Annotated in this window: 12 protein-coding genes, 1 tRNA gene, 3 rRNA genes and 1 other RNA gene; 16 read left to right on the top strand and 1 reads right to left on the bottom strand. The window is 52.8% G+C overall.

The annotated features are described in order from the left end of the window. Positions 1–56 precede the first annotated feature (56 nt). From GCWU000342_RS10430 to GCWU000342_RS03510, 5 genes are read left to right on the top strand one after another with little or no spacing between them, the layout of a single operon-like run. Entirely contained in the window at positions 57–218 is a 162-nt protein-coding gene (locus tag GCWU000342_RS10430) for a hypothetical protein (protein ID WP_006905882.1), read from the top strand. After that, positions 208–1,056 (top strand): TatD family hydrolase, encoded by an 849-nt coding sequence (locus GCWU000342_RS03525; RefSeq protein WP_006905881.1) that lies wholly within the window; start codon positions 208–210, stop codon positions 1,054–1,056. Before GCWU000342_RS10430 ends, GCWU000342_RS03525 begins: the two co-directional genes overlap by 11 nt. Beyond that, the gene (gene rsmA / locus GCWU000342_RS03520; RefSeq protein WP_006905880.1) at positions 1,040–1,912 is read left to right on the top strand and encodes a 16S rRNA (adenine(1518)-N(6)/adenine(1519)-N(6))-dimethyltransferase RsmA; all 873 of its coding nucleotides are present in this window, start codon (positions 1,040–1,042) and stop codon (positions 1,910–1,912) included. The genes GCWU000342_RS03525 and rsmA overlap by 17 nt, the downstream gene beginning before the upstream one ends. After that, positions 1,912–2,238 carry a GIY-YIG nuclease family protein gene (locus tag GCWU000342_RS03515; protein ID WP_006905879.1) on the top strand — a complete coding sequence of 109 codons (327 nt, stop codon included), beginning with the start codon at positions 1,912–1,914 and terminating at the stop codon, positions 2,236–2,238. Before rsmA ends, GCWU000342_RS03515 begins: the two co-directional genes overlap by 1 nt. Beyond that, positions 2,235–2,612, top strand: a complete 378-nt coding sequence (locus tag GCWU000342_RS03510) for a DUF3783 domain-containing protein (protein WP_006905878.1) — start codon at positions 2,235–2,237, stop codon at positions 2,610–2,612. Before GCWU000342_RS03515 ends, GCWU000342_RS03510 begins: the two co-directional genes overlap by 4 nt. A gap of 299 nt (positions 2,613–2,911) precedes the next feature. On the opposite strand, the gene GCWU000342_RS03505 is transcribed toward GCWU000342_RS03510, so the two are convergent. Continuing rightward, on the bottom strand, positions 2,912–3,454 hold the full coding sequence (locus tag GCWU000342_RS03505; RefSeq protein WP_006905877.1) for an NADH peroxidase: 543 nt from the start codon (positions 3,452–3,454) through the stop codon (positions 2,912–2,914). A gap of 372 nt (positions 3,455–3,826) precedes the next feature. On the opposite strand from GCWU000342_RS03505, the gene tadA reads away from it, so the two are divergent. The 11 genes from tadA (at position 3,827) to GCWU000342_RS03445 (ending at position 20,044) form a co-directional block, all read left to right on the top strand. Next, the gene (gene tadA, locus GCWU000342_RS03495; RefSeq protein ID WP_278081162.1) at positions 3,827–4,315 is read left to right on the top strand and encodes a tRNA adenosine(34) deaminase TadA; all 489 of its coding nucleotides are present in this window, start codon (positions 3,827–3,829) and stop codon (positions 4,313–4,315) included. Between the two features lie 85 nt (positions 4,316–4,400). Then, an RNA gene (gene ffs, locus GCWU000342_RS10130) (signal recognition particle sRNA large type) lies at positions 4,401–4,634 on the top strand. Positions 4,635–4,808: 174 nt separating this feature from the next. After that, a complete protein-coding gene (locus GCWU000342_RS09905; protein WP_049921513.1) occupies positions 4,809–6,137 on the top strand; it encodes a hypothetical protein in 1,329 nt (442 codons plus the stop codon). Between the two features lie 115 nt (positions 6,138–6,252). After that, a complete protein-coding gene (locus tag GCWU000342_RS03485; protein WP_006905873.1) occupies positions 6,253–8,544 on the top strand; it encodes a hydratase in 2,292 nt (763 codons plus the stop codon). 77 nt (positions 8,545–8,621) lie between these two features. After that, positions 8,622–11,759 carry a hypothetical protein gene (locus GCWU000342_RS03480; protein WP_006905872.1) on the top strand — a complete coding sequence of 1,046 codons (3,138 nt, stop codon included), beginning with the start codon at positions 8,622–8,624 and terminating at the stop codon, positions 11,757–11,759. 11 nt (positions 11,760–11,770) lie between these two features. Continuing rightward, positions 11,771–12,952 (top strand): DUF5711 family protein, encoded by a 1,182-nt coding sequence (locus GCWU000342_RS03475; protein ID WP_006905871.1) that lies wholly within the window; start codon positions 11,771–11,773, stop codon positions 12,950–12,952. Between the two features lie 22 nt (positions 12,953–12,974). Further along, the gene (locus tag GCWU000342_RS03470) at positions 12,975–13,811 is read left to right on the top strand and encodes a CvpA family protein (RefSeq protein ID WP_045000236.1); all 837 of its coding nucleotides are present in this window, start codon (positions 12,975–12,977) and stop codon (positions 13,809–13,811) included. 607 nt (positions 13,812–14,418) lie between these two features. Next, positions 14,419–15,953 (top strand): 16S ribosomal RNA (locus GCWU000342_RS03460). Between the two features lie 190 nt (positions 15,954–16,143). Next, positions 16,144–16,261, top strand: a 5S ribosomal RNA gene (gene rrf, locus GCWU000342_RS11075). Between the two features lie 487 nt (positions 16,262–16,748). Continuing rightward, positions 16,749–19,648 (top strand): 23S ribosomal RNA (locus GCWU000342_RS03450). Together the 16S, 23S and 5S rRNA genes with 1 tRNA gene alongside form the textbook arrangement of a ribosomal RNA operon. A gap of 324 nt (positions 19,649–19,972) precedes the next feature. Further along, a tRNA-Asn gene (locus GCWU000342_RS03445) sits at positions 19,973–20,044 on the top strand. Positions 20,045–20,077 lie beyond the last annotated feature (33 nt).

The following is a 20,077-nucleotide window of genomic DNA, read 5'->3' as shown; positions in this document are numbered from 1 at the left end:
GGCACAGACAGGCTGGCCGGATTTTGGTCAGAGAAGATAGAGTGCCTTGAGAGCGGATGTGGGATCAGCCCGCATCCGCTCTCTTCTCAAATGAAGTCGTCGGTCTGGCAGGGGTTCTGTCCGAGGGAATGATTCTCTGCGCGGAGGATGCCGAGGCGAATCCCGGTTTGGGATCAGCGGGCCATGTCAGGAGAAAGAGGAGCAGGAATGATTTTTGAGACGCACGCCCATCTGGATGGGGAGGAGTTTGACCAGGACCGGGAGGAAGTTCTGGCTCGTGTACGAGAAGCAGGGATTTCTCATCTGGTCAATGTCGGATCCGATATCAAGAGCAGCCGCCGTTCTCTTGCTCTGGCCCATCAATATGACTGGATCTACGCGGCAGTGGGAGTTCACCCGGAGGAAATCCGGGATTTTTATCCGACGCGCGACCGGCAGACACAAGAGCAGCCGGACTGGGCGGACAGATCTTACGGCGAGCAGGTGATGAGAGAAATCCGCCAACTGGCCCAAGAAGACAAGGTCGTGGCAGTCGGAGAGATTGGCCTGGATTATTACTGGGTTAAGGATCCCAAAGAGCGAAAGGCGCAGATCTACTGGTTTCAGCGACAGCTTGCCCTTGCGGGGGAATTGGGTCTGCCGGTGGTGATTCATTCCCGCGACGCGGCCAAAGATACCATGGAGATTATGCGAGAGGCGGCAAAAGAAGGAATTCGGGGGGTGATCCACTGCTACTCCTATTCAAAAGAGCAGGCGCTCGAGTACGTCAGGCTGGGCTTTTTCATTGGCGTAGGAGGGGTGGTCACCTTTAAGAATGGCCGAAAGCTGCGTGAGGCAGTGGAGGCGATTCCGATCCGCTCCCTGGTTTTAGAGACGGATTCCCCCTATATGTCGCCGGAGCCCAGGCGGGGGAGGCGCAATGATCCCCGCAATCTGCGCTATATCGCCGGGCGAATCGCGGAGATTCGAGGGATCTCTTATGATGAAGTAGTCAGCATCACAGAGGAAAACGCGATGCGTCTATATCCGGAGGTGAGAGATGGCAGGATTGGCTAGTCCGGGCAGCACCATCGCGGTCCTGGAGAAATACGGCTTCTCTTTTCAGAAGAAATACGGACAGAATTTTCTGATTGACAGGCATATTCTGGAGGGAATTGTTGATGCCGCCCAAATCAGCAGGGAGGACTTCATTCTCGAGATCGGACCCGGGATCGGGACACTGACCCAGTATCTCTGTGAAGCAGGCAGAGAGGTTCTGGCTGTCGAGTTGGATCGCAAGTTGATTCCGATTCTGGCAGATACCCTGTCTTCTTATAATAATGTCGAGGTGATCTGTCATGATGTCCTCAAGCTGGACCTGTCCGGGCTGATTGCGGAGAAGAACGCCAGCCGCCCCATCAAGCTTGTCGCTAATCTGCCCTATTACATCACGACTCCGATTATTATGTCCTTATTTGAGAGTCATCTTCCCCTGGAATCGATTACGATTATGGTGCAGAAAGAGCTGGCAGACCGTATGCAGGAGGGCCCGGGGAGCAAGGATTACGGGGCGCTTTCCCTCGCGGTGCAATATTACGCCAAACCTGAAGTTATGTTTCAGGTTCCCCCGAGCGCTTTTATCCCCCGTCCCAAGGTCGGGTCCGCGGTGATTCGTCTGACCTGTCACAAGAGCTGTCCTGTTGAAGTCAGCGATGAGGCATATCTCTTTCGGGTGATTCGCGCCTCTTTTAACCAGCGCCGCAAGACACTGACCAACGGTCTGAAAAACGCGCCGGACATCAGGCTTCCCAAAGAACAGATTACAGAGGTCATCGAGGAAATGGGTCTGCCGGCGACGGTGCGGGGAGAGATGCTGACTCTTAAACAGTTTGCCGAGTTGTCAAACCGCTTAAGAGAGAGGGAGCAGTCCTGATGGGAAAAGAGTTTTTCGCGTATTTGCTCCGCTGCGCCGATAACAGCATATACGCCGGTTATACGACAGATGTGAAGGCGAGGGAGAGAGCCCACAATGCCGGAAAGGGGGCAAAGTATACCCGAACCCGCCGGCCGGTTCAGCTGGTTTATTATGAGAGCTTTGATGACAAGAAGGAGGCTCTGAAGAGAGAGGCGGCCTATAAGAGGCTGACCCGTCAGGAGAAGATAGCGCTGATAGAGAGGGAAAATCCGAAAGCGGCCGTGCTCCTGCGAAAATCCGGAATTATAAGACAGGATGCCGGCAGAGGGGAGATGAGAAGATGACAAGGAAACTGCTCTTGTTTTGTGTTGATCAGGATCGTCTGCGGGAGATTCGTCGACTGGCGCAAAGAATGGATATTGAAGTCGTCAGGATCGAGCGTCCCGGCTATTGGCAGAAGCTCGGCTATCTGGCGAAAATGACAGGTTTTACAGAGGAATCCCGCGTCTATATGGGGGCGGAATTCCCGGAGGAGATGATGCTGATGGTCGGATTCGGGAGTCGGGATCTGGACTGGTTTCTTGCCGCCTGGAAGGAAACTGGACTCCCTCCGGTAAGGCTCAAAGCCATGGCGACGCAGACCAACCTTCAATGGTCGCCAGTCGCCTTGTTTCAAGAGCTTTTTGAGGAAGATCGTCAGATGCGTTTTGGCTCCTGAACATGGAAACGTTCATCCTATTTACACAGAGAGATCGCATTTGCGTCATAGCTGCCTGTTATATTTGTCTTATCAAAGGGAACGAATGCCTTTGATAACAAACATCTTTTTCATAACAACTCCCCCGAAGGACTCGCCGCAAGGCGGGTCTTTCACTTTCTTTAAAGAACTTTGAAGGTGAATTCCAAAACGGATTTTTTCAGTAAAAAACAGCTCAGGCCATCTGGTCTGAGCTGTTTTGGCAGGAGGCGCGGTTATCTGAAGGCAGCCTCCGAATAGGGGATGATATGGGATTTGAATTAGCCGAAATATCTCTTCAGAAGACCTGCGAATGCCTTGCCGTGACGGGCCTCATCGCGGGCCATCTCATGAACAGAGTCATGGATGGCATCCAGATTCAGGGCCTTTGCTCTCTTGGCCAGATCAGTCTTGCCGGAGGTCGCGCCATTCTCAGCATCGACACGCATCTGGAGATTCTTCTTGGTAGAATCGGTCAGAACCTCACCCAGCATTTCCGCAAAGCGTGCCGCATGATCAGCCTCTTCGAAGGCGGCCTGCTTGTAATACATGCCAATTTCGGGATAACCCTCACGGAAAGCGGCACGAGACATTGCGAGATACATGCCGACCTCTGAGCACTCTCCCTCAAAGTTCGCGCGGAGGTCTGCCTTGATATCTTCAGGAACATCCGCTGCTACGCCAACAACGTGTTCAGCGGCCCAGCCCATCTCTGCGGACTGCTCAATAAACTTCTCACGGGGAGCCTTACATACGGGGCAGACCTCAGGAGCCTGCTCTCCCTCGAAAACATAACCACAAACACTGCATACCCATTTAGACATAAAGAATTCTCCTTTCGAAGCTCGGTTGCGAGCTCACTTAATTGATGTGATTGTATTGTAGGCAATTTAAAAAAGGCTGTCAATAGGAAATAAGAATAATTCTCAAAAACTTTTCTGAAGGCCGGGAGAAGGGAGTTTATGACAACTAACAAAAGATGGAATCCATAAATGACGGGGGATCTGGATTCGAATTTGAAAGCGGATTCAGGGTCGAATCTTTCTGTTTTTCCCGAATCCCTGTTATAATTTTCAGGCAGGACAGAAAGAAAACCGATGACAGAAGGGCTTTTGGGGTGATATTCGAGGATTTTGCCTTGTCCGGGAATTTCTGCCTGCGCGGTTTTAAGATAAGAACAGCATGAGGAAATTGGTGTGCGCAAGAGCAGAGAATATTATATGAAAGAGGCCATCCGCCAGGCGAGGAAGGCGGAGGCGATTGAGGAGGTCCCGATCGGCTGTGTGATTGAGCGTGAGGGTAAGATTATCGCGCGGGGGTACAATCGCCGCAACATAGATCACAGTGTCTTGAAGCACGCGGAGATCACCGCGATTCAGAAGGCCTGTCGCAAGCTGGGAGATTGGCGATTGGAGGACTGCACGCTCTATGTGACCTTGGAGCCCTGTCAGATGTGTGCGGGGGCAATTGTACAGGCCCGCATTCCCAGGGTGGTCATCGGCGCCATGAATCCCAAGGCGGGGAGCGCCGGATCCGTGATTAACCTCCTGCAGATGAGGGAGTTTAACCACCAGGCAGAAATTGAAAAAGGGGTTATGGAGGAAGACTGTTCTGCTCTGCTCAGTCATTTCTTCGCGGAGCTGCGGAGGAAAAAGGCAAAGGGGACAGATCATGACAGGCAATAAGAGACTGGCCTGGAAGCTGTGGGTGTGACAGGCTTACCATGAAGAGGGTCGTGAAGCAGTGACAGGTTGGCCAGGAAGCTGGTGCGACTGGCTGGCCAGGGAGCCGGATTGACACAGGAAGTTCAGAGCCGCTATAATAGCGGAGTGCAGGAGCCGCCCCCGGCAGGTGGCGTTGATATTCGGGTCCCGAGCAATGAGAGCCTACGAACCGTGTCAGGTCAGGAATGAAGCAGCACTAAGTGGGAATTCCCGTGTGCCTCGGGGGCGCCTGGGTTGAGTTAACCACCGGGGTAACGTCCTGCGTTTTTTATTCCCAGTCATTTTGGAGAGGTTTTTTATTTTTAGAGAGGCTTTTTATCCGGGAAGCATTTCGATGGAACAGGGCGGGGAATCGCGTGAGAAGGGGAAGGGAGATAGTGATTGGCAATATCAGCTATCTCCCTTTTATGATATGATTAGAGCCGTAAGAGATGGGCTTATTCAGGAGATTTACATGGGCGCGAAAGATGACAGCGAGAAGATATTGCGCGAAATTCACGTGCTCTTCGCGAAGGCAGAAGCATATGAGGACAGCAGAGAACGCGTTGTGGTCAACAAAGAGCAGATGTTTGACCTCTTGGAGAAGTTAAACGGCGCGATCACCGACATGGTAGATGAGTGTGAACTGACCTGGGCTGAGCGGGATAAGGCATACCGCAGGCAGAGGCGCCAGGGAGATGAGATCGTCTCCGAGGCCCGGCATAAGGCGGAAGATGTCTATGCGGCTTCCGTAATGTACACAGACCGGTCTCTGGAGGAGATACAGGATCTGGTCAATCGAACCAGTGAGGAGCTGGATGAGATTCACCGGCAGATGAAGGCGGCGATTGAAACAGAGCTTCGCCATATGAGGGACAATCAGACGGAGCTGCACGGTCAGCTGCGGGATATGGCAGACAGCCAAAAATACCTGCATCTGATTGATGATGAGAATCGACGGATCGCCAGGGAAAAGGAGAAGGCCCGGGAGGCTGACCGGGGCGGTACGTTTGTCCCCCTTTCCTACGCCGGGCCAGCGCCTGAAATCCGCGTGAATCCGGCATATTTTGAGAGACGGGCGCAAATGATGGCCGCGGAGGATGAGGCCGCGGAGGAAGGAGCTGCAGACCAGCTATCGCAAGCGGATCTGACAGAGGAAAATGCCTCGGACCAGGAGCTTACGAGCAGAGCCAAGGGAGAGGCCCCCGCGAATCAGAAGCGGGAGGCTAAGCCGGCGGGAGAAAAGATCCCGGACCAGCCGCTTGAGAGTAAGGCTAAAGGAGAGAGCTCCGCAGATCAGAAGCGGGAAGCTAAGCCGGCGGGAGAAAAGATCCCGGACCAGCCGCTTGAGAGTAAGGCTAAAGGAGAGAGGCTCGCAGATCAGAAGAGGGAAGCTAAGCCGGTGGAAAAAAAGACCCCGGACCAGTCGCTTGAGAGTAAGGTCGAAGGGGAGGATCTCGCGGATCAGAAGCGAGAAGCTAAGCCGGTGGAAAAAAAGACCCCGAACCAGCCGCTTGAGAGCAGGGTCAAAGGAGAGAGCCCCGCAGATCAGAAGCGGAAAGCTAAGTCAGAGGGAGAAAAGACCCCGGATCAGCCGCTTGAGAGCAGTTTACCCGAGAGAGACAGCAGAGAGAATTCAACCGCGTCCGGGACGCGGGAGAGTGATCCGAAAACAGAGATCGGGGCGAAAGTCGATGCGGCAATATCAGGTCTGGACCAGGAGACGCGCAGGAAGCAGAATCATCGTCAGGATGACAGGGTGGACAGGGTTCTGCAGATCTTTCGCAAGTCCGGGAATCCTTGAATTGACAGAGATCATTTCCTATAATTCTCCCTGATACAGGCCGTTACGAAGGTCGCGGATCATTAACCTTAAAGAAATTACGTTCCCTGCCCGGGGACTTGGATTTGGGGGCAATATGAAGTTATTTGAGACAGGCGTTTATCTTCTGAACGGCAGTGAGATCGTTGCCGACGGATCGCAGGCGGATGCGATTCTCGCAGCATCCTGCGGCAGAAAAATCGATCGTGAGGAGGCAAGAAAGCAGACCATTGCCTACGGCATTCTTCGCGACCACAACTGCTCTGACAATATGGAGCAGCTCAAAATCAAATTTGACAAGATGACTTCCCACGATATTACCTATGTGGGGATTATTCAGACTGCCAGAGCTTCCGGCCTGGAGAAATTTCCCATTCCCTACGTTCTGACTAACTGTCATAACAGTCTCTGCGCTGTCGGAGGAACCATCAACGAAGATGATCACATGTTCGGCTTGTCCGCAGCCAGGAAATACGGGGGAATTTATGTGCCCCCGCATCAGGCAGTGATCCACCAGTTTGCCAGAGAAATGCTGGCCGAAGCGGGCAAGATGATTCTGGGAAGCGATTCTCACACCCGCTACGGGGCTCTCGGAACCATGGCTATGGGAGAGGGTGGACCCGAGCTGGTCAAGCAGCTGCTGGGCAGGACCTATGATATTGATATGCCCCAGGTGGTAGGAGTCTACATGACCGGAAAACCCGCGAAGGGGGTTGGTCCGCAGGATATCGCTCTGGCCATCATCGGGAAGGTCTTCGCATGCGGCTATGTCAAGAACAAGGTGATGGAGTTTGTGGGACCCGGCCTGGCCAATCTCTCTGTCGATTACCGTATCGGCATTGATGTTATGACAACAGAGACCACCTGCCTGTCTTCGATCTGGGCCACGGATGAGAAGACAGAGGAGTTCTACGAGATCCACGGACGCAAGGATGCCTATCGGAAGCTTGCGCCTGGCCAGATCGCGTATTATGACGGCATGATTGAGATCGATCTGTCTCAGATCAAGCCCATGATCGCCATGCCCTTCCATCCCAGCTATACATACACCATTGAAGAGGTCAATCACAATCTCGAGGATATCTTAGAGCAGGTGACCAAGCGGGCGCAGGTCTCTCTGGGAGACAGAATATCGTACTCACTGAAGGATAAGATCCGGGACGGCCGCCTCTATGTCGATCAGGGGATCATCGCGGGATGCGCCGGCGGCGGATATGAGAATATTACGGACGCGGCGGATATTCTCCGGGGGGCCGATATAGGAGCAGATGAGTTCAGTCTCAGTGTCTATCCGGCCTCCATGCCGGTCTACATGCAGTTGATAAAGAATGGTTCAGCCGCCTCCCTGATCGAGGCGGGAGCGGTCTTTAAGACCGCCTTCTGCGGTCCCTGTTTCGGCGCGGGCGATACCCCGGCCAATAATGGCTTCTCAATTCGCCACTCCACCCGCAACTTCCCCAACCGCGAGGGATCCAAGATTCAGGATGGTCAGATATCCTCGGTCGCCCTCATGGACGCCAGATCTATCGCGGCAACCGCGGCTAACAAGGGTCTCTTGACGGCGGCCACTGATATCGACGCGGATTTTACCAAGCCAAAGTATTTCTTTGACCGAAGCATTTATCAGAAGCGGGTCTTTGATGCCGTGGGGAAAGCGGACCCTGAGGCGGAGCTTACCTTTGGCCCCAATATCAAGGACTGGCCTAAGATGAGTCCCCTACCGGAGAATTTGATCCTCAAGCTGGTATCTGAGATTCATGATCCGGTGACGACGACAGACGAGCTCATTCCCTCCGGGGAGACGTCTTCCTATCGGTCGAATCCTCTGAAACTGGCTGAGTTCGCGCTCTCTCGCCGGGATCCGGCATATGTCGGCCGGGCCAAGGAGGTACAGAAGGCGCAGAAGGCCATAGAGGCGGATTCCTGCCCCGGGAAGGCATTTGCGGAAGTGCATGAGATCATGCAGGCGATCAAGGAGAAATTCCCGGAGATCAATCGCCATGTCATCGGGATCGGCAGCACGATCTTCGCGGTCAAACCGGGGGACGGCAGCGCCCGCGAGCAGGCGGCCTCCTGTCAGAAGGTTCTGGGAGGCTGGGCCAATATCGCAAATGAGTATGCGACCAAGCGATATCGGTCCAATCTGATCAACTGGGGGATGATTCCATTCACCATCCCGGCGGGGGATCTGCCCTTCAAGAATCTGGACTATATCTTCGTGCCCGGGGTGCGTGAGGCAATCAAAGAGGGAAAGAGCCGGGTGGAGGCTTATGCCGTTCACGAGGGTCATCTGACTCCCTTCAGCCTGTATGTGGACGCGATGACGGATGATGAGAGACAGATTATCCTGGACGGATGTCTGATCAACTACTACAGAGCGCACAGGTGATACTTTCCTGATCAGCCGGTCGAAGACGACCGGCTAAAGGTGTTTTTAGGGAAAGAAGCGGTGGAGAGGTAAACGTTTTGGATAGATATGAGTACAAGGAACTGATTGATCGTGTGCGCGGTCTGATCGATCGCAAGGATATGGAGGAGGCAGCCCGTCAGCTGGACGCGAACAATTGGCGCAAGGTGCCGAGCGTCAACGCGCTGATGAAGGCGGCGGAACTGTATGAGGAGGTCGGCCGACTGGACAGCGCCAAAGAGCTTCTGATGGCGGCGCATGAGAGAAGTCCGATCGGGCGAATGGTGATCTATCGACTGGCCCTGGTATGCATCCGCTTACAGGAACTGGATGAAGCGCAGGAGTATTACACCGAGTTCATGGAGATTGCTCCCCATGACAGCCTGCGCTATGTGATCAACTATCAGCTCTCCCGAGCCAGGGGAGTCAGCGACGAGGATCTGATTACAATCCTCGAGGATTTGAAGGAGAATGATTTCTTAGAGGACTGGGCGTTAGAGCTGGCTCTCTTCTATCAGAAGACCAGACAGATCGATAAGTGCGTCAGCCTCTGTAATGAAATCATTCTCTGGTTCGGCGACGGACCCTATGTAGAGAAGGCTCTGGAGCTGAAGATGATTTACGCGCCTCTGGATCCGGATCAGGAGCAGATCTACTTGAAGCTCCGCCAGAGGCACAGAGACGAAATCAAGGAGATTTCCGGTCAGGAGGCAGGAAGATCCGAGAAGGAGGGCACGTCTGCAGAGACCATACCCCTTCCCGAAATCCATATCCCGTCGACTAAGTTCAATACGGTCAACCTGCAGGAGAAGATCAAGCAGAATATTGAAGAGATCATGAGCGCCACGGGATCAGAGCAGGTGCAGGAGAAAATGGAGAACATCAAGGAACTGACAGATGAGCTCCCCTTCCTGCGTGTCTCTGAGGGGACGAAGGAGCTGGGGGCTCAGAGGGCCAGAGAGACGCAGAAGGTTATCGACCAGGATCTGCGCGAGCGCTACCGGGGCCTGGGAATCGATGATGACGGGCAGATCTCCATGGATGTCCCGGACCAGTCCGAGGACGATATCCAGATCAAGGGACAGCTTTCGATTGACGACCTGGTGAAGGACTGGGAGAAGACGCGCAAAGAGGCAGAGGAAGTCCTGAAGAAAGCGGGGGAGAAGAAGCTGGAGTCAGCCAAAGCGCAGGCGCTGGTCGAGGCCAATGAGATTATGGAGCGCCTGACCGAAGTCCTGCCCCGACTGGAGGCCGGAGCTTCTGTGGAGGATCTTGTCGAGGAAGAGATGCTGCAGCACGCGTCTGCCAGACTCTCGGAGGCAGCAGGCGCAGTCTCCGGGGATTCGTCGGGAGTAGACTACCGCGAAGCCCGTAAGACAGTTTCTGACATCAACAACATGCTGCAGCGTGAGATCGACCGCTTAAATGGCGGGGAGAATGAAACGGCTGCCGCTGCAGAGACTGGAGAGGATGAAGCGGCCGCCGCCGCTGAGACCGGGGAGAAAAACGCAGAGCTGACAGAAAGAGAGGAAGAGAATCCCGCGACTGAGGAGCAGGATGTTGAGCGCGCGTCTGCAGACGAAGAGAATGCGGAAGAAGCAACAGAAAATGAGGAAATGCTTTCTTCGGATGAGGAAGCCGCAGAGGCAAGGACGGCAGAGACGGCAGTATCGGAAGAAGAGGATGCGGTAGCGAAAGAAGATGATGATCAGCTGATCATACCTGAGTTTGATTTCCATGAGGGCAGAGAAGAAGCTGAGCCGGCCGCAGAGCCGATCGCGTCGGAAGAATCCGTAGCGGAGGATTCGGACGAGAAGATGGCTTCGTCGGAAGGGTCAGCAGTGGAGGATTCGGAAGAGAATACGGCTGGAGCGGAAGAATCTGTAGTGGAGGATTCGGACGAGAAGATGGCTTCGTCGGAAGAGCCAGCAGTGGAGGATTCGGACGAGAAGATGGCTTCGTCGGAAGAGCCAGCAGTGGAGGATTCAGAAGAGAATACGGCTGGAGCCGAAGATCCGGACGAGAAGATAACTGGATCTGAGGAATCTGCGTCAGAGGAGCAGACAGGGGAGAGAAGCGAGTCTGAAGAATCTGCGTCAGAGAAGTCGACGGAGGAACCGGCACAGCCAGTTCTGAAGGGACATATTTCTTCTCGATTCGGAGATGAGGAATTCGTGATCGAAGAGGAGGACGAGGAAGCGACTGCGGAGAACGCGGACGCCGAAGAAGAGCCGGCAAAAACAGAGCAGGAGGAGAAGGCCGATCAAGAGAACAAGGAAGAAGTCAGACGCGACGCGATTGAAGAGGCCTTCCACATGCAGGCGACCCGGGCGTCATGGGTGACTGACGACCAGGAGTTTAACTCAGTTGAAAGCATGCAGGCATCCAATGTCTTCTATAACAATGCCGCGGCAGAACCCAAAGCTGCGGAAGCTCCGAGAAAGCTTACGGATGAGGAGAAGGCGCGTTTCTCCTCCTATGTCGCGATTGAGGGGATGGAGGCGCACCTGAGCCGGGCTTTAGAAGGGGTCAAAGAGGGCTTGCTGGGCGACAGCAAAAAAGCGCATCTGAAGATCATTGGTTCTGGGGGATCCGGCAAGACCAACCTGGCAACCGGGGTCATTGAGCTGATGAAGAGGCAGATCAAGCTTCCAGCAGGCCCCGCGGGGAAGATTGACGCGGTCAGATTAAACGAGAAGAATGTGATTGAGCTCTTCGATAAGATCCGCGGCGGGGCACTGATTATAGAGAAGGCAGGCGCTCTTTCCAGAGTATCTGTCGCGACGCTCAATACGCTTCTGGATACAGATACGAGCGGAGTGCTCATGATTCTGGAAGACGATATGGATTCCCTGCAGAAAATGTTCGCGATGAATCGATCCTTTGCGTCTAAGTTTGTGAATGAAATCAGGATCCCTGTTTTCACCACAGATGAGCTGGTCGCTTTTGGGCGGACATATGCCAATGACAACGGGTGCAGTGTGGATTCCATGGGAGTTCTGGCTCTTTATAACCGCATCAACATGATCCAGAAGATCGACCAGCCCACGTCTTTAAGCGAGGTGATTGAGATTGTGGATCAGGCGATGGACAGGGTCAAGTCAGGCGGACTCAAGAAGAAATTCTCCCGCCTGGGAAGTAAGAGAAGTGATGCGGAGGGCCGCCTGATTCTTCATGAGAAAGATTTTGAGGCCTGAGGAACAGAGTGATGGATTTATTGAGGGAAATCGGCCGGTCGCTGAGAGAACTTCTCTTGCGTCTTGGGACTTTGATACGAAGACACTGGAAGCTCTTTCTTTTCATTGCCCTGGCCATTGGGCTGGTCTTTCTGGTCTTTTTTGTGCAGAGAAGGCGCCAATACCGAAGCTACAGGGTGATCTCCAGCCAGAAACTGGACGACGCCAGTGGGACCGGGTATCAGCTCTTTCAAAATAATATTCTGGCTTACAATACAGACGGAAACAGCTATATGACGACGGCGGGCGATCTGCTCTGGAGCCAGTCCTATCAGATGAGCTCGCCCCATCTGGACGCGGGAGATGTCTATGCTGTGATCTATGACCGGGGCGGGACAGGCATTTATCTCTTCTCAAAAGAGGGGAACCGGGCCCATATCACGACCAATCTGCCTGTTGCGGAGGCAAAGGTCGCCGACAATGGTTCGATCGCGGTTCTCATGCAAAATGATAAGGTCGGCTATCTGCACCTTTATAACGCGGATGGCAATCTGACAGCCAGCGGGGAAGTACATCTTGAGACGACAGGATATCCCGTATCCATTGCCATCTCACAGGACGGACAGCGTCTGGCGCTGGCTCTTGCCGATGTGAGCGGGGGAAAGGCGCATTCCAGGCTGCAGATCTATGATTTTGGCGCTGCGGGCAAAAATGCCGACAAGCATATTGTCGCGAGCTTCGATTATGACGACAGCCTGATCGGGGAGATCGCGTACGTCAAAGGTGGAAATCTGGCTGTTTACACAGATAAAAAGATTCTGCTCTACCACAATCATACCAAGCCCGGACTGCTCAATGAGCTTCCTGTCGAGGGGCAGATTCGCAGCGTTTATTTTAACCAGAGTTATTTCGGCTATATCACGACCAGCACAAATGCGGCCGGTCAGAATACGCTTTATCTGTACACCTTTAATAATCGGGGGCGTCGTGTCAGCCGCGCTCAGATCGATATGAGTTATAACAGGGTCGAAATGCTCGCGAATAACGAAATTGCACTCTACGGAGACAAGAGGCTGGAAATCTATAATCTGGCGGGTACACGCAAATTCAGCGGAGATCTTAAGAGTGCTGTGGGAGCGGTGATCCCGGGAAGCGGATCCAGAGACTATCTCTTTGTTCGGGAGGGATCTCTGGATCATGCCAGACTAAAATAAGACGACCTGGAGAGGAGAGAACTTGAACATAGCTTTATTTATCTTTGGAGTGATCATTTTTTGCTCTGTGATCAGAGGCCTGAGGCGAGGGGCTCTGAAAATGCTCCTCGGCCTGGTTTCCGGGATTTTTATTCTGATATTTGTCCTGGTCGCGACACCGGGAATCAACCAGGCCTTGACAAAATACACGCCGCTGGATGACGTGGTCCAGGAGCAGGTTGCGAAGCGGACACAGGCATACTGGGAGAAACAGAAGGCGAAAGCGACCAACCAGATTGTGAACGACTTGAAACAGAAGGCAGGCGATCAGGGCTCTCCTCTGTCAGAGATTGGAAAGAGGATTTCAGCTGACACACAGATTCCGCTGAGTCTCTTACAGACCTATCTGGAGCAGCATGCGGAACAGATATATATGAAATTGCCGACTCTGCTGCGTGAGGCCTATGAGAAGGGGCAATTGAAAATTCAGGTCACCGCGGATCAGACGACCGAAAATATTAAAGACGCGGTGGACCAGACAGGACGCAGTCTTGCGGACCAGGCGGCAGTTGTGATCACAGGGTGGATTATGAGGGCGATTTCCTTCCTCCTTGCTCTTGTGATCGCGTGGATTGTGACAGCCATTGTCGCGGCAGTGATTGACACAGCCAGCCACGCGCCGGTGATCGGCGGAATCAGTCACGCCCTTGGAGGCCTGATGGGACTTGGCGTCGGCCTGATCCGGACCTGGTTTCTTATGTACCTGGTGGAAATTTTCTCCTGGACTTCCCAGGGGGCCTATTGGGCAGAACAAATCGGGGCAAGCGCTGTCCTGAAAATGATCAGCGAATACAATCCCCTGACTCTGCTTTTCCGCTGAGGACCTCCTGATCGCGTCGGGACCATAGAACCCTGGACTGTAGCGCGCAGAGCCGAATGGGCCGGGACTGAGAGGAAAAGAATGTCTTTGGTTTTCGGACGAAAGCGTCTTTTCTTTTCAGACGAAAGCATGGGCCTCGAAATGTGTTGGCGCGAGGGAAAATGGGAAGATTTAGTGGTTGTAAATGAGAGCGAACACAATATCTCTGAAAAGAGACAGGTGTTGAGAAAAGCCCGGAAAATCAATGTTGACAGGGCTTTTGCTCTTTGATAACATAATGCTTGCACCGCGTGAGTGGCTTTGAAAATCAGTCAAAATTGAGCAGGGTCATGAAAAAACCATTGACAAGCCGGGCTGGTCTTGATATCATATCTAAGTTGCCGCTTACGAGGGACAGCAAGAACCTTGATAACTGAACAATGAAACAACCTTGAAAGATTCTAAGAGAATCAAAGCGAATCTCAGAGCAATCTGAGGACCTTAAAAACAGTAAAGGATTAGCCAAGCTAATTCATTCTGGGAAGCATGCGTCCGCGAAGAAGAATCATATGTGATCTGTTAAAGGATCTGTGTGATGAACTTAAAAGGCGGATGAATGAAGGACTTTTAACATGAGAGTTCGATCCTGGCTCAGGATGAACGCTGGCGGCGTGCTTAACACATGCAAGTCGAACGAGAAATGATATTACGATCTCTTCGGAGTGACGGTTTTATTTCGAGTGGCGGACGGGTGAGTAACGCGTGAGCAACCTGCCCTATACCGGGGGATACCAGTTGGAAACGACTGTTAATACCGCATAAGCGCACGATAAGACATCTTGTTGTGTGAAAAACTCCGGTGGTATAGGATGGGCTCGCGTATGATTAGCCAGTTGGCGGGGTAAAGGCCCACCAAAGCGACGATCATTAGCCGACCTGAGAGGGCGACCGGCCACATTGGGACTGAGACACGGCCCAAACTCCTACGGGAGGCAGCAGTGGGGAATATTGCACAATGGGCGAAAGCCTGATGCAGCGACGCCGCGTGAGTGAGGAAGTATTTCGGTATGTAAAGCTCTATCAGCAGGGAAGAAAGAAATGACGGTACCTGAGTAAGAAGCTCCGGCTAAATACGTGCCAGCAGCCGCGGTAATACGTATGGAGCAAGCGTTATCCGGATTTACTGGGTGTAAAGGGAGCGTAGGCGGCAGAGCAAGTCTGATGTGAAAGCCCGGGGCTCAACCCCGGTAGTGCATTGGAAACTGTTCAGCTCGAGTGTCGGAGGGGTAAGCGGAATTCCTGGTGTAGCGGTGAAATGCGTAGATATCAGGAAGAACACCGGAGGCGAAGGCGGCTTACTGGACGATTACTGACGCTGAGGCTCGAAAGCGTGGGGAGCGAACAGGATTAGATACCCTGGTAGTCCACGCTGTAAACGATGAATACTAGGTGTCGGTACCCGAAGGGTATCGGTGCCGTCGCAAACGCATTAAGTATTCCACCTGGGGAGTACGTTCGCAAGAATGAAACTCAAAGGAATTGACGGGGACCCGCACAAGCGGTGGAGCATGTGGTTTAATTCGAAGCAACGCGAAGAACCTTACCAAGTCTTGACATCCCGATGACAAGCGATGTAATGTCGTCTCTCTTCGGAGCATCGGAGACAGGTGGTGCATGGTTGTCGTCAGCTCGTGTCGTGAGATGTTGGGTTAAGTCCCGCAACGAGCGCAACCCTTGTTCTTAGTAGCCAGCAGGTGAAGCTGGGCACTCTAAGGAGACTGCCGGGGTGAACCCGGAGGAAGGTGGGGATGACGTCAAATCATCATGCCCCTTATGACTTGGGCTACACACGTGCTACAATGGCGTAAACAAAGGGAGGCGAAGCCGTGAGGCCAAGCGAATCCCAAAAATAACGTCTCAGTTCGGATTGTAGTCTGCAACTCGACTACATGAAGCTGGAATCGCTAGTAATCGCAGATCAGCATGCTGCGGTGAATACGTTCCCGGGTCTTGTACACACCGCCCGTCACACCATGGGAGTTGGTAATGCCCGAAGTCAGTGACCCAACCGCAAGGAGGGAGCTGCCGAAGGCAGGACTGATAACTGGGGTGAAGTCGTAACAAGGTAGCCGTATCGGAAGGTGCGGCTGGATCACCTCCTTTCTAAGAGATCGAGTAGAGCGTTGTTTCATTGTTGAGTTATCAGGCACGCAAGTGTTTGAGCGCATCTTATCGGCAGAGCCGATAAGCCGGGGCATTCGCCCCGAGGACCATCAAAAACAAATGTTTACGAATGCAAGCATTCGACGCATTGTTTTTTCCGATCCTTGCGGCTCAAGGATAACTTTATATTTCTGGTGGCGATGCGCCTGGGGGGAACACCCGTTAACATCCCGAACACGATGGTTAAGACTCAGGCGGCCGACGGTACTCGGCTGGAGACGGCCCGGAAGAATAGGTGGCCGCCAGATATTTCTTTTTATTGAGAAGAAGACGATTTATTCGTCATTCGAGTGCTCAAGTTATTGAACACCGGAATGACTGATAAATTCAGTCAACCTGAGAGATCAGGGAGTACCTTGAAAACTTCATACAGATAGAAGAATTGATAAAAAGACCTTCTGAATCTGCAGATCATAAGCGAACCTGTTTGCGAATGAGATGGAGATTGCGACAGAAGGATCGACAAATATCAAGACATCCGAGAATTAACAAACCGATCGAAAGATCAAAACACAAGCTTTTTTAAGCTGATGCAACGCTATGCATCAAAACGAGGAATGAGAACAGAGGAATAAGCGCGCTGATGCTTGTTATTCTCTAAGTGCTCATAACGTGCCCGACGACTAGATTCGAGCTTCGTCCCAAGGGACTCGCTCTCATCAAGGGTCGTGCATGTATCGCACGTAAGAGAACAACTTCGCCAAAGGCTCGTTATTCTCTAAGTGCTCATAACGAGGTCAAGCAAAAAAGAGCGCAGGGTGGATGCCTTGGCACTAAGAGCCGAAGAAAGACGTGATAAGCTGCGAAAAGCCGTGGGGAGCTGCACATAAGCTGTGATCCACGGATTTCTGAATGGGGAAACCCGGCCGGACAAACTCCGGTCATCCATAGCCCAATCCATAAGCTATGGAAGGGAACCCGGTGAACTGAAACATCTAAGTAGCCGGAGGAAGAGAAAGAAACATCGATTCCGTAAGTAGCGGCGAGCGAACGCGGAAGAGGCCAAACCATGGTGCGTGCACTGTGGGGTTCGGACCGCAGAATTGATTCAACAAAGACAGCAGAAAGGTTTTGGGAAAGCCTGCCAGAGAGGGTGACAGCCCCGTAAGCGAAGTCTGCGTTGACAAGGCGGGATCCAGAGTACATCGAGACACGAGAAACCTTGATGGAAGAAGCGGAGACCACTCCGTAAGCCTAAATACTCCTTAGTGACCGATAGCGAATAGTACTGTGAAGGAAAGGTGAAAAGAACCCCGGGAGGGGAGTGAAAGAGAACCTGAAACCCTGTGTTTACAAGCTGTGGAAGTGCAATGAGAATGCGCACGACCGCGTACTTTTTGTAGAACGGTCCGGCGAGTTACGCAGTGCGGCGAGGTTAAGGGCTTAAGGCCTGCAGCCGAAGGGAAACCAAGTCTGAATAGGGCGAGTCAGTCACATAGCGTAGACCCGAAACCGGGTGATCTATCCATGTGCAGGTTGAAGTTGCCGTAAAAGGCAATGGAGGACCGAACTCACATCCGTTGAAAAGGGTGGAGATGACGTGTGGATAGGGGAGAAATTCCAATCGAACCCGGAGATAGCTGGTTCTCCTCGAAATAGCTTTAGGGCTAGCCTCGGTTTAGTCTTATGGAGGTAGAGCACTGAATTTCCGCGGGGGCGTCAAAGCTTACCAAAGAATATCAAACTCCGAATGCCAGAAAGATGATGACCGGGAGTCAGACTGCACGAGATAAGTTGGGTAGTCGAAAGGGAAAGAGCCCAGACCACCAGTTAAGGTCCCCAAATACGTGTTAAGTGGAAAAGGATGTGGGATTTCGAAGACAACTAGGATGTTGGCTCAGAAGCAGCCACACATTCAAAGAGTGCGTAACAGCTCACTAGTCGAGAGGTCCTGCGCCGAAAATGTCCGGGGCTAAAACACGATACCGAAACTGTGGGATGTATCTAAGATACATCGGTAGAGGAGCATTCCCCAGGCCGACGAAGCCGTACCGATAAGGAACGGTGGAGGTACGGGAAGAGAGAATGCCGGAATGAGTAGCGAGAGCGAGGTGAGAATCCTCGCGGCCGAATATCTAAGGTTTCCAGGGTAAAGCTGATCTGCCCTGGGTAAGTCGGGGCCTAAGGAGAGGTCGAAAGACGTATCCGATGGACAACAGGTTGAGATTCCTGTACCTGATATCAACAGAACTGTGGGGACGCAGAAGGAAAGCGCGAGCCGGGAATGGAAAGACCGGTACAAGCGAGGTAGGAGATGAGTTGGCAAATCCGCTCATCAATCCGAAGACGTGACGTGGAGCGAAATACAAGTAGCGAAGCGCGTGAGCCGGCTGCCGAGAAAAGCCGCTATTGTTTGATATGAGCCCGTACCGCAAACCGACACAGGTAGATGAGGAGAGAATCCTAAGGCCGACGGAAGAAGCATTGTTAAGAATTCGGCAAAATGACCCCGTAACTTCGGGAGAAGGGGTGCCATCCTTTCGGATGGCCGCAGAGAATAGGTTCAAGCAACTGTTTAGCAAAAACACAGGTCTATGCGAAACCGCAAGGTGAAGTATATGGGCTGACGCCTGCCCGGTGCTGGAAGGTTAAGAGGAGAGGTTAGCTTCGGCGAAGCTTTGAATTCAAGCCCCAGTAAACGGCGGCCGTAACTATAACGGTCCTAAGGTAGCGAAATTCCTTGTCGGGTAAGTTCCGACCCGCACGAAAGGCGTAATGATTTGAACACTGTCTCAACAATGCATCCGGTGAAATTGAAGTACCAGTGAAGATGCTGGTTACCCGCGCCAGGACGGAAAGACCCCATGGAGCTTTACTCCAGTTTGGTACTGGGATTCGGTGCTGCATGTACAGGATAGGTGGGAGACTGAGAGCCCAGGACGTCAGTCCTGGAGGAGTCGCTGTTGGGATACCACCCTTGCAGTATTGGATTTCTAACCTGCGGCCGTGAACCGGTCGGGGGACAATGCCAGGCGGGGAGTTTGACTGGGGCGGTCGCCTCCGAAAGGGTATCGGAGGCGCTCAAAGGTTCCCTCAGGATGGTTGGAAACCATCCGCAGAGTGCAAAGGCAGAAGGGAGCTTGACTGCGACACCGACGGGTGGAGCAGGGTAGAAATACGGACTTAGTGATCCGGTGGTATAAAGTGGGATTGCCATCGCTCAACGGATAAAAGCTACCCTGGGGATAACAGGCTTATCACTCCCAAGAGTTCACATCGACGGAGTGGTTTGGCACCTCGATGTCGGCTCATCGCATCCTGGGGCTGTAGCAGGTCCCAAGGGTTGGGCTGTTCGCCCATTAAAGCGGTACGCGAGCTGGGTTCAGAACGTCGTGAGACAGTTCGGTCCCTATCCGGCGCGGGCGGAGGATATTTGAGAGGAGCTGACCCTAGTACGAGAGGACCGGGTTGGACGGACCACTGGTGTACCGGCTGTCTACCAAAGGCACCGCCGGGTAGCCAAGTCTGGTCGGGATAAACGCTGAAGGCATCTAAGCGTGAAGCCCCCCTCAAGATGAGATATCCCGTCCAAAAGGACATAAGATCCCTTGCAGAGTACAAGGTAGATAGGGCAGAGATGTAAGCACAGCAATGTGTTCAGTTGACTGTCACTAATCGATCGAAGGCTTGACCAAAAGCGAAGAAAGCGGACGAGCAGGAAAAGAGGAGCGAGAGCGCTTGCGCTTGGAGCGACCTGTTTTCGAGCGAGTTCATTTGCGAAGCAAATGCACCGAGAAGAAGCGTCAAAGACGCGGATTCGAGGTGACCGCTTTCGTAGAAAATGGAAGAGTTTGCGAAGCAAACACATCGAGCAGAAGCGACGAAGTCGCGGATGCGAGATGACCATTTTCATAGAAAATGAGATGACCATTTTCAAAAAGTGTGAGAAAAGATCCGCGGTTTGCAATTCATCTGTATGAAGTTTTGAAGGTATCCTAATCGAATACTTTCAGAAATATTCCTCAATAGCTCAATGGTAGAGCACTCGGCTGTTAACCGAGGTGTTGTAGGTTCGAGCCCTACTTGGGGAGTTTTCTTTATCCGCAAACAAGTGATAAAGAGTT

It is taken from the genome of Shuttleworthella satelles DSM 14600 (assembly GCF_000160115.1).
In the GTDB taxonomy this organism is placed as follows: Bacteria; Bacillota; Clostridia; order Lachnospirales; family Lachnospiraceae; genus Shuttleworthia; species Shuttleworthia satelles.
Note: the sequence above shows the minus strand (reverse complement) of the source record. Positions and strands in the feature narration are given on the sequence as shown.

Bases quoted from the DNA above. Each gene is read 5' to 3' on its own strand.
- GCWU000342_RS03505 (WP_006905877.1), bottom strand. From the start codon at position 3,454: ATGTCTAAATGGGTATGCAGTGTTTGTGGTTATGTTTTCGAGGGAGAG.
- GCWU000342_RS03485 (WP_006905873.1), top strand. From the start codon at position 6,253: ATGAAGTTATTTGAGACAGGCGTTTATCTTCTGAACGGCAGTGAGATC.
- GCWU000342_RS03510 (WP_006905878.1), top strand. From the start codon at position 2,235: ATGACAAGGAAACTGCTCTTGTTTTGTGTTGATCAGGATCGTCTGCGG.
- GCWU000342_RS09905 (WP_049921513.1), top strand. From the start codon at position 4,809: ATGGGCGCGAAAGATGACAGCGAGAAGATATTGCGCGAAATTCACGTG.
- GCWU000342_RS03515 (WP_006905879.1), top strand. From the start codon at position 1,912: ATGGGAAAAGAGTTTTTCGCGTATTTGCTCCGCTGCGCCGATAACAGC.
- GCWU000342_RS10430 (WP_006905882.1), top strand. From the start codon at position 57: ATGTGGGATCAGCCCGCATCCGCTCTCTTCTCAAATGAAGTCGTCGGT.
- GCWU000342_RS03525 (WP_006905881.1), top strand. From the start codon at position 208: ATGATTTTTGAGACGCACGCCCATCTGGATGGGGAGGAGTTTGACCAG.
- GCWU000342_RS03475 (WP_006905871.1), top strand. From the start codon at position 11,771: ATGGATTTATTGAGGGAAATCGGCCGGTCGCTGAGAGAACTTCTCTTG.
- rsmA (WP_006905880.1), top strand. From the start codon at position 1,040: ATGGCAGGATTGGCTAGTCCGGGCAGCACCATCGCGGTCCTGGAGAAA.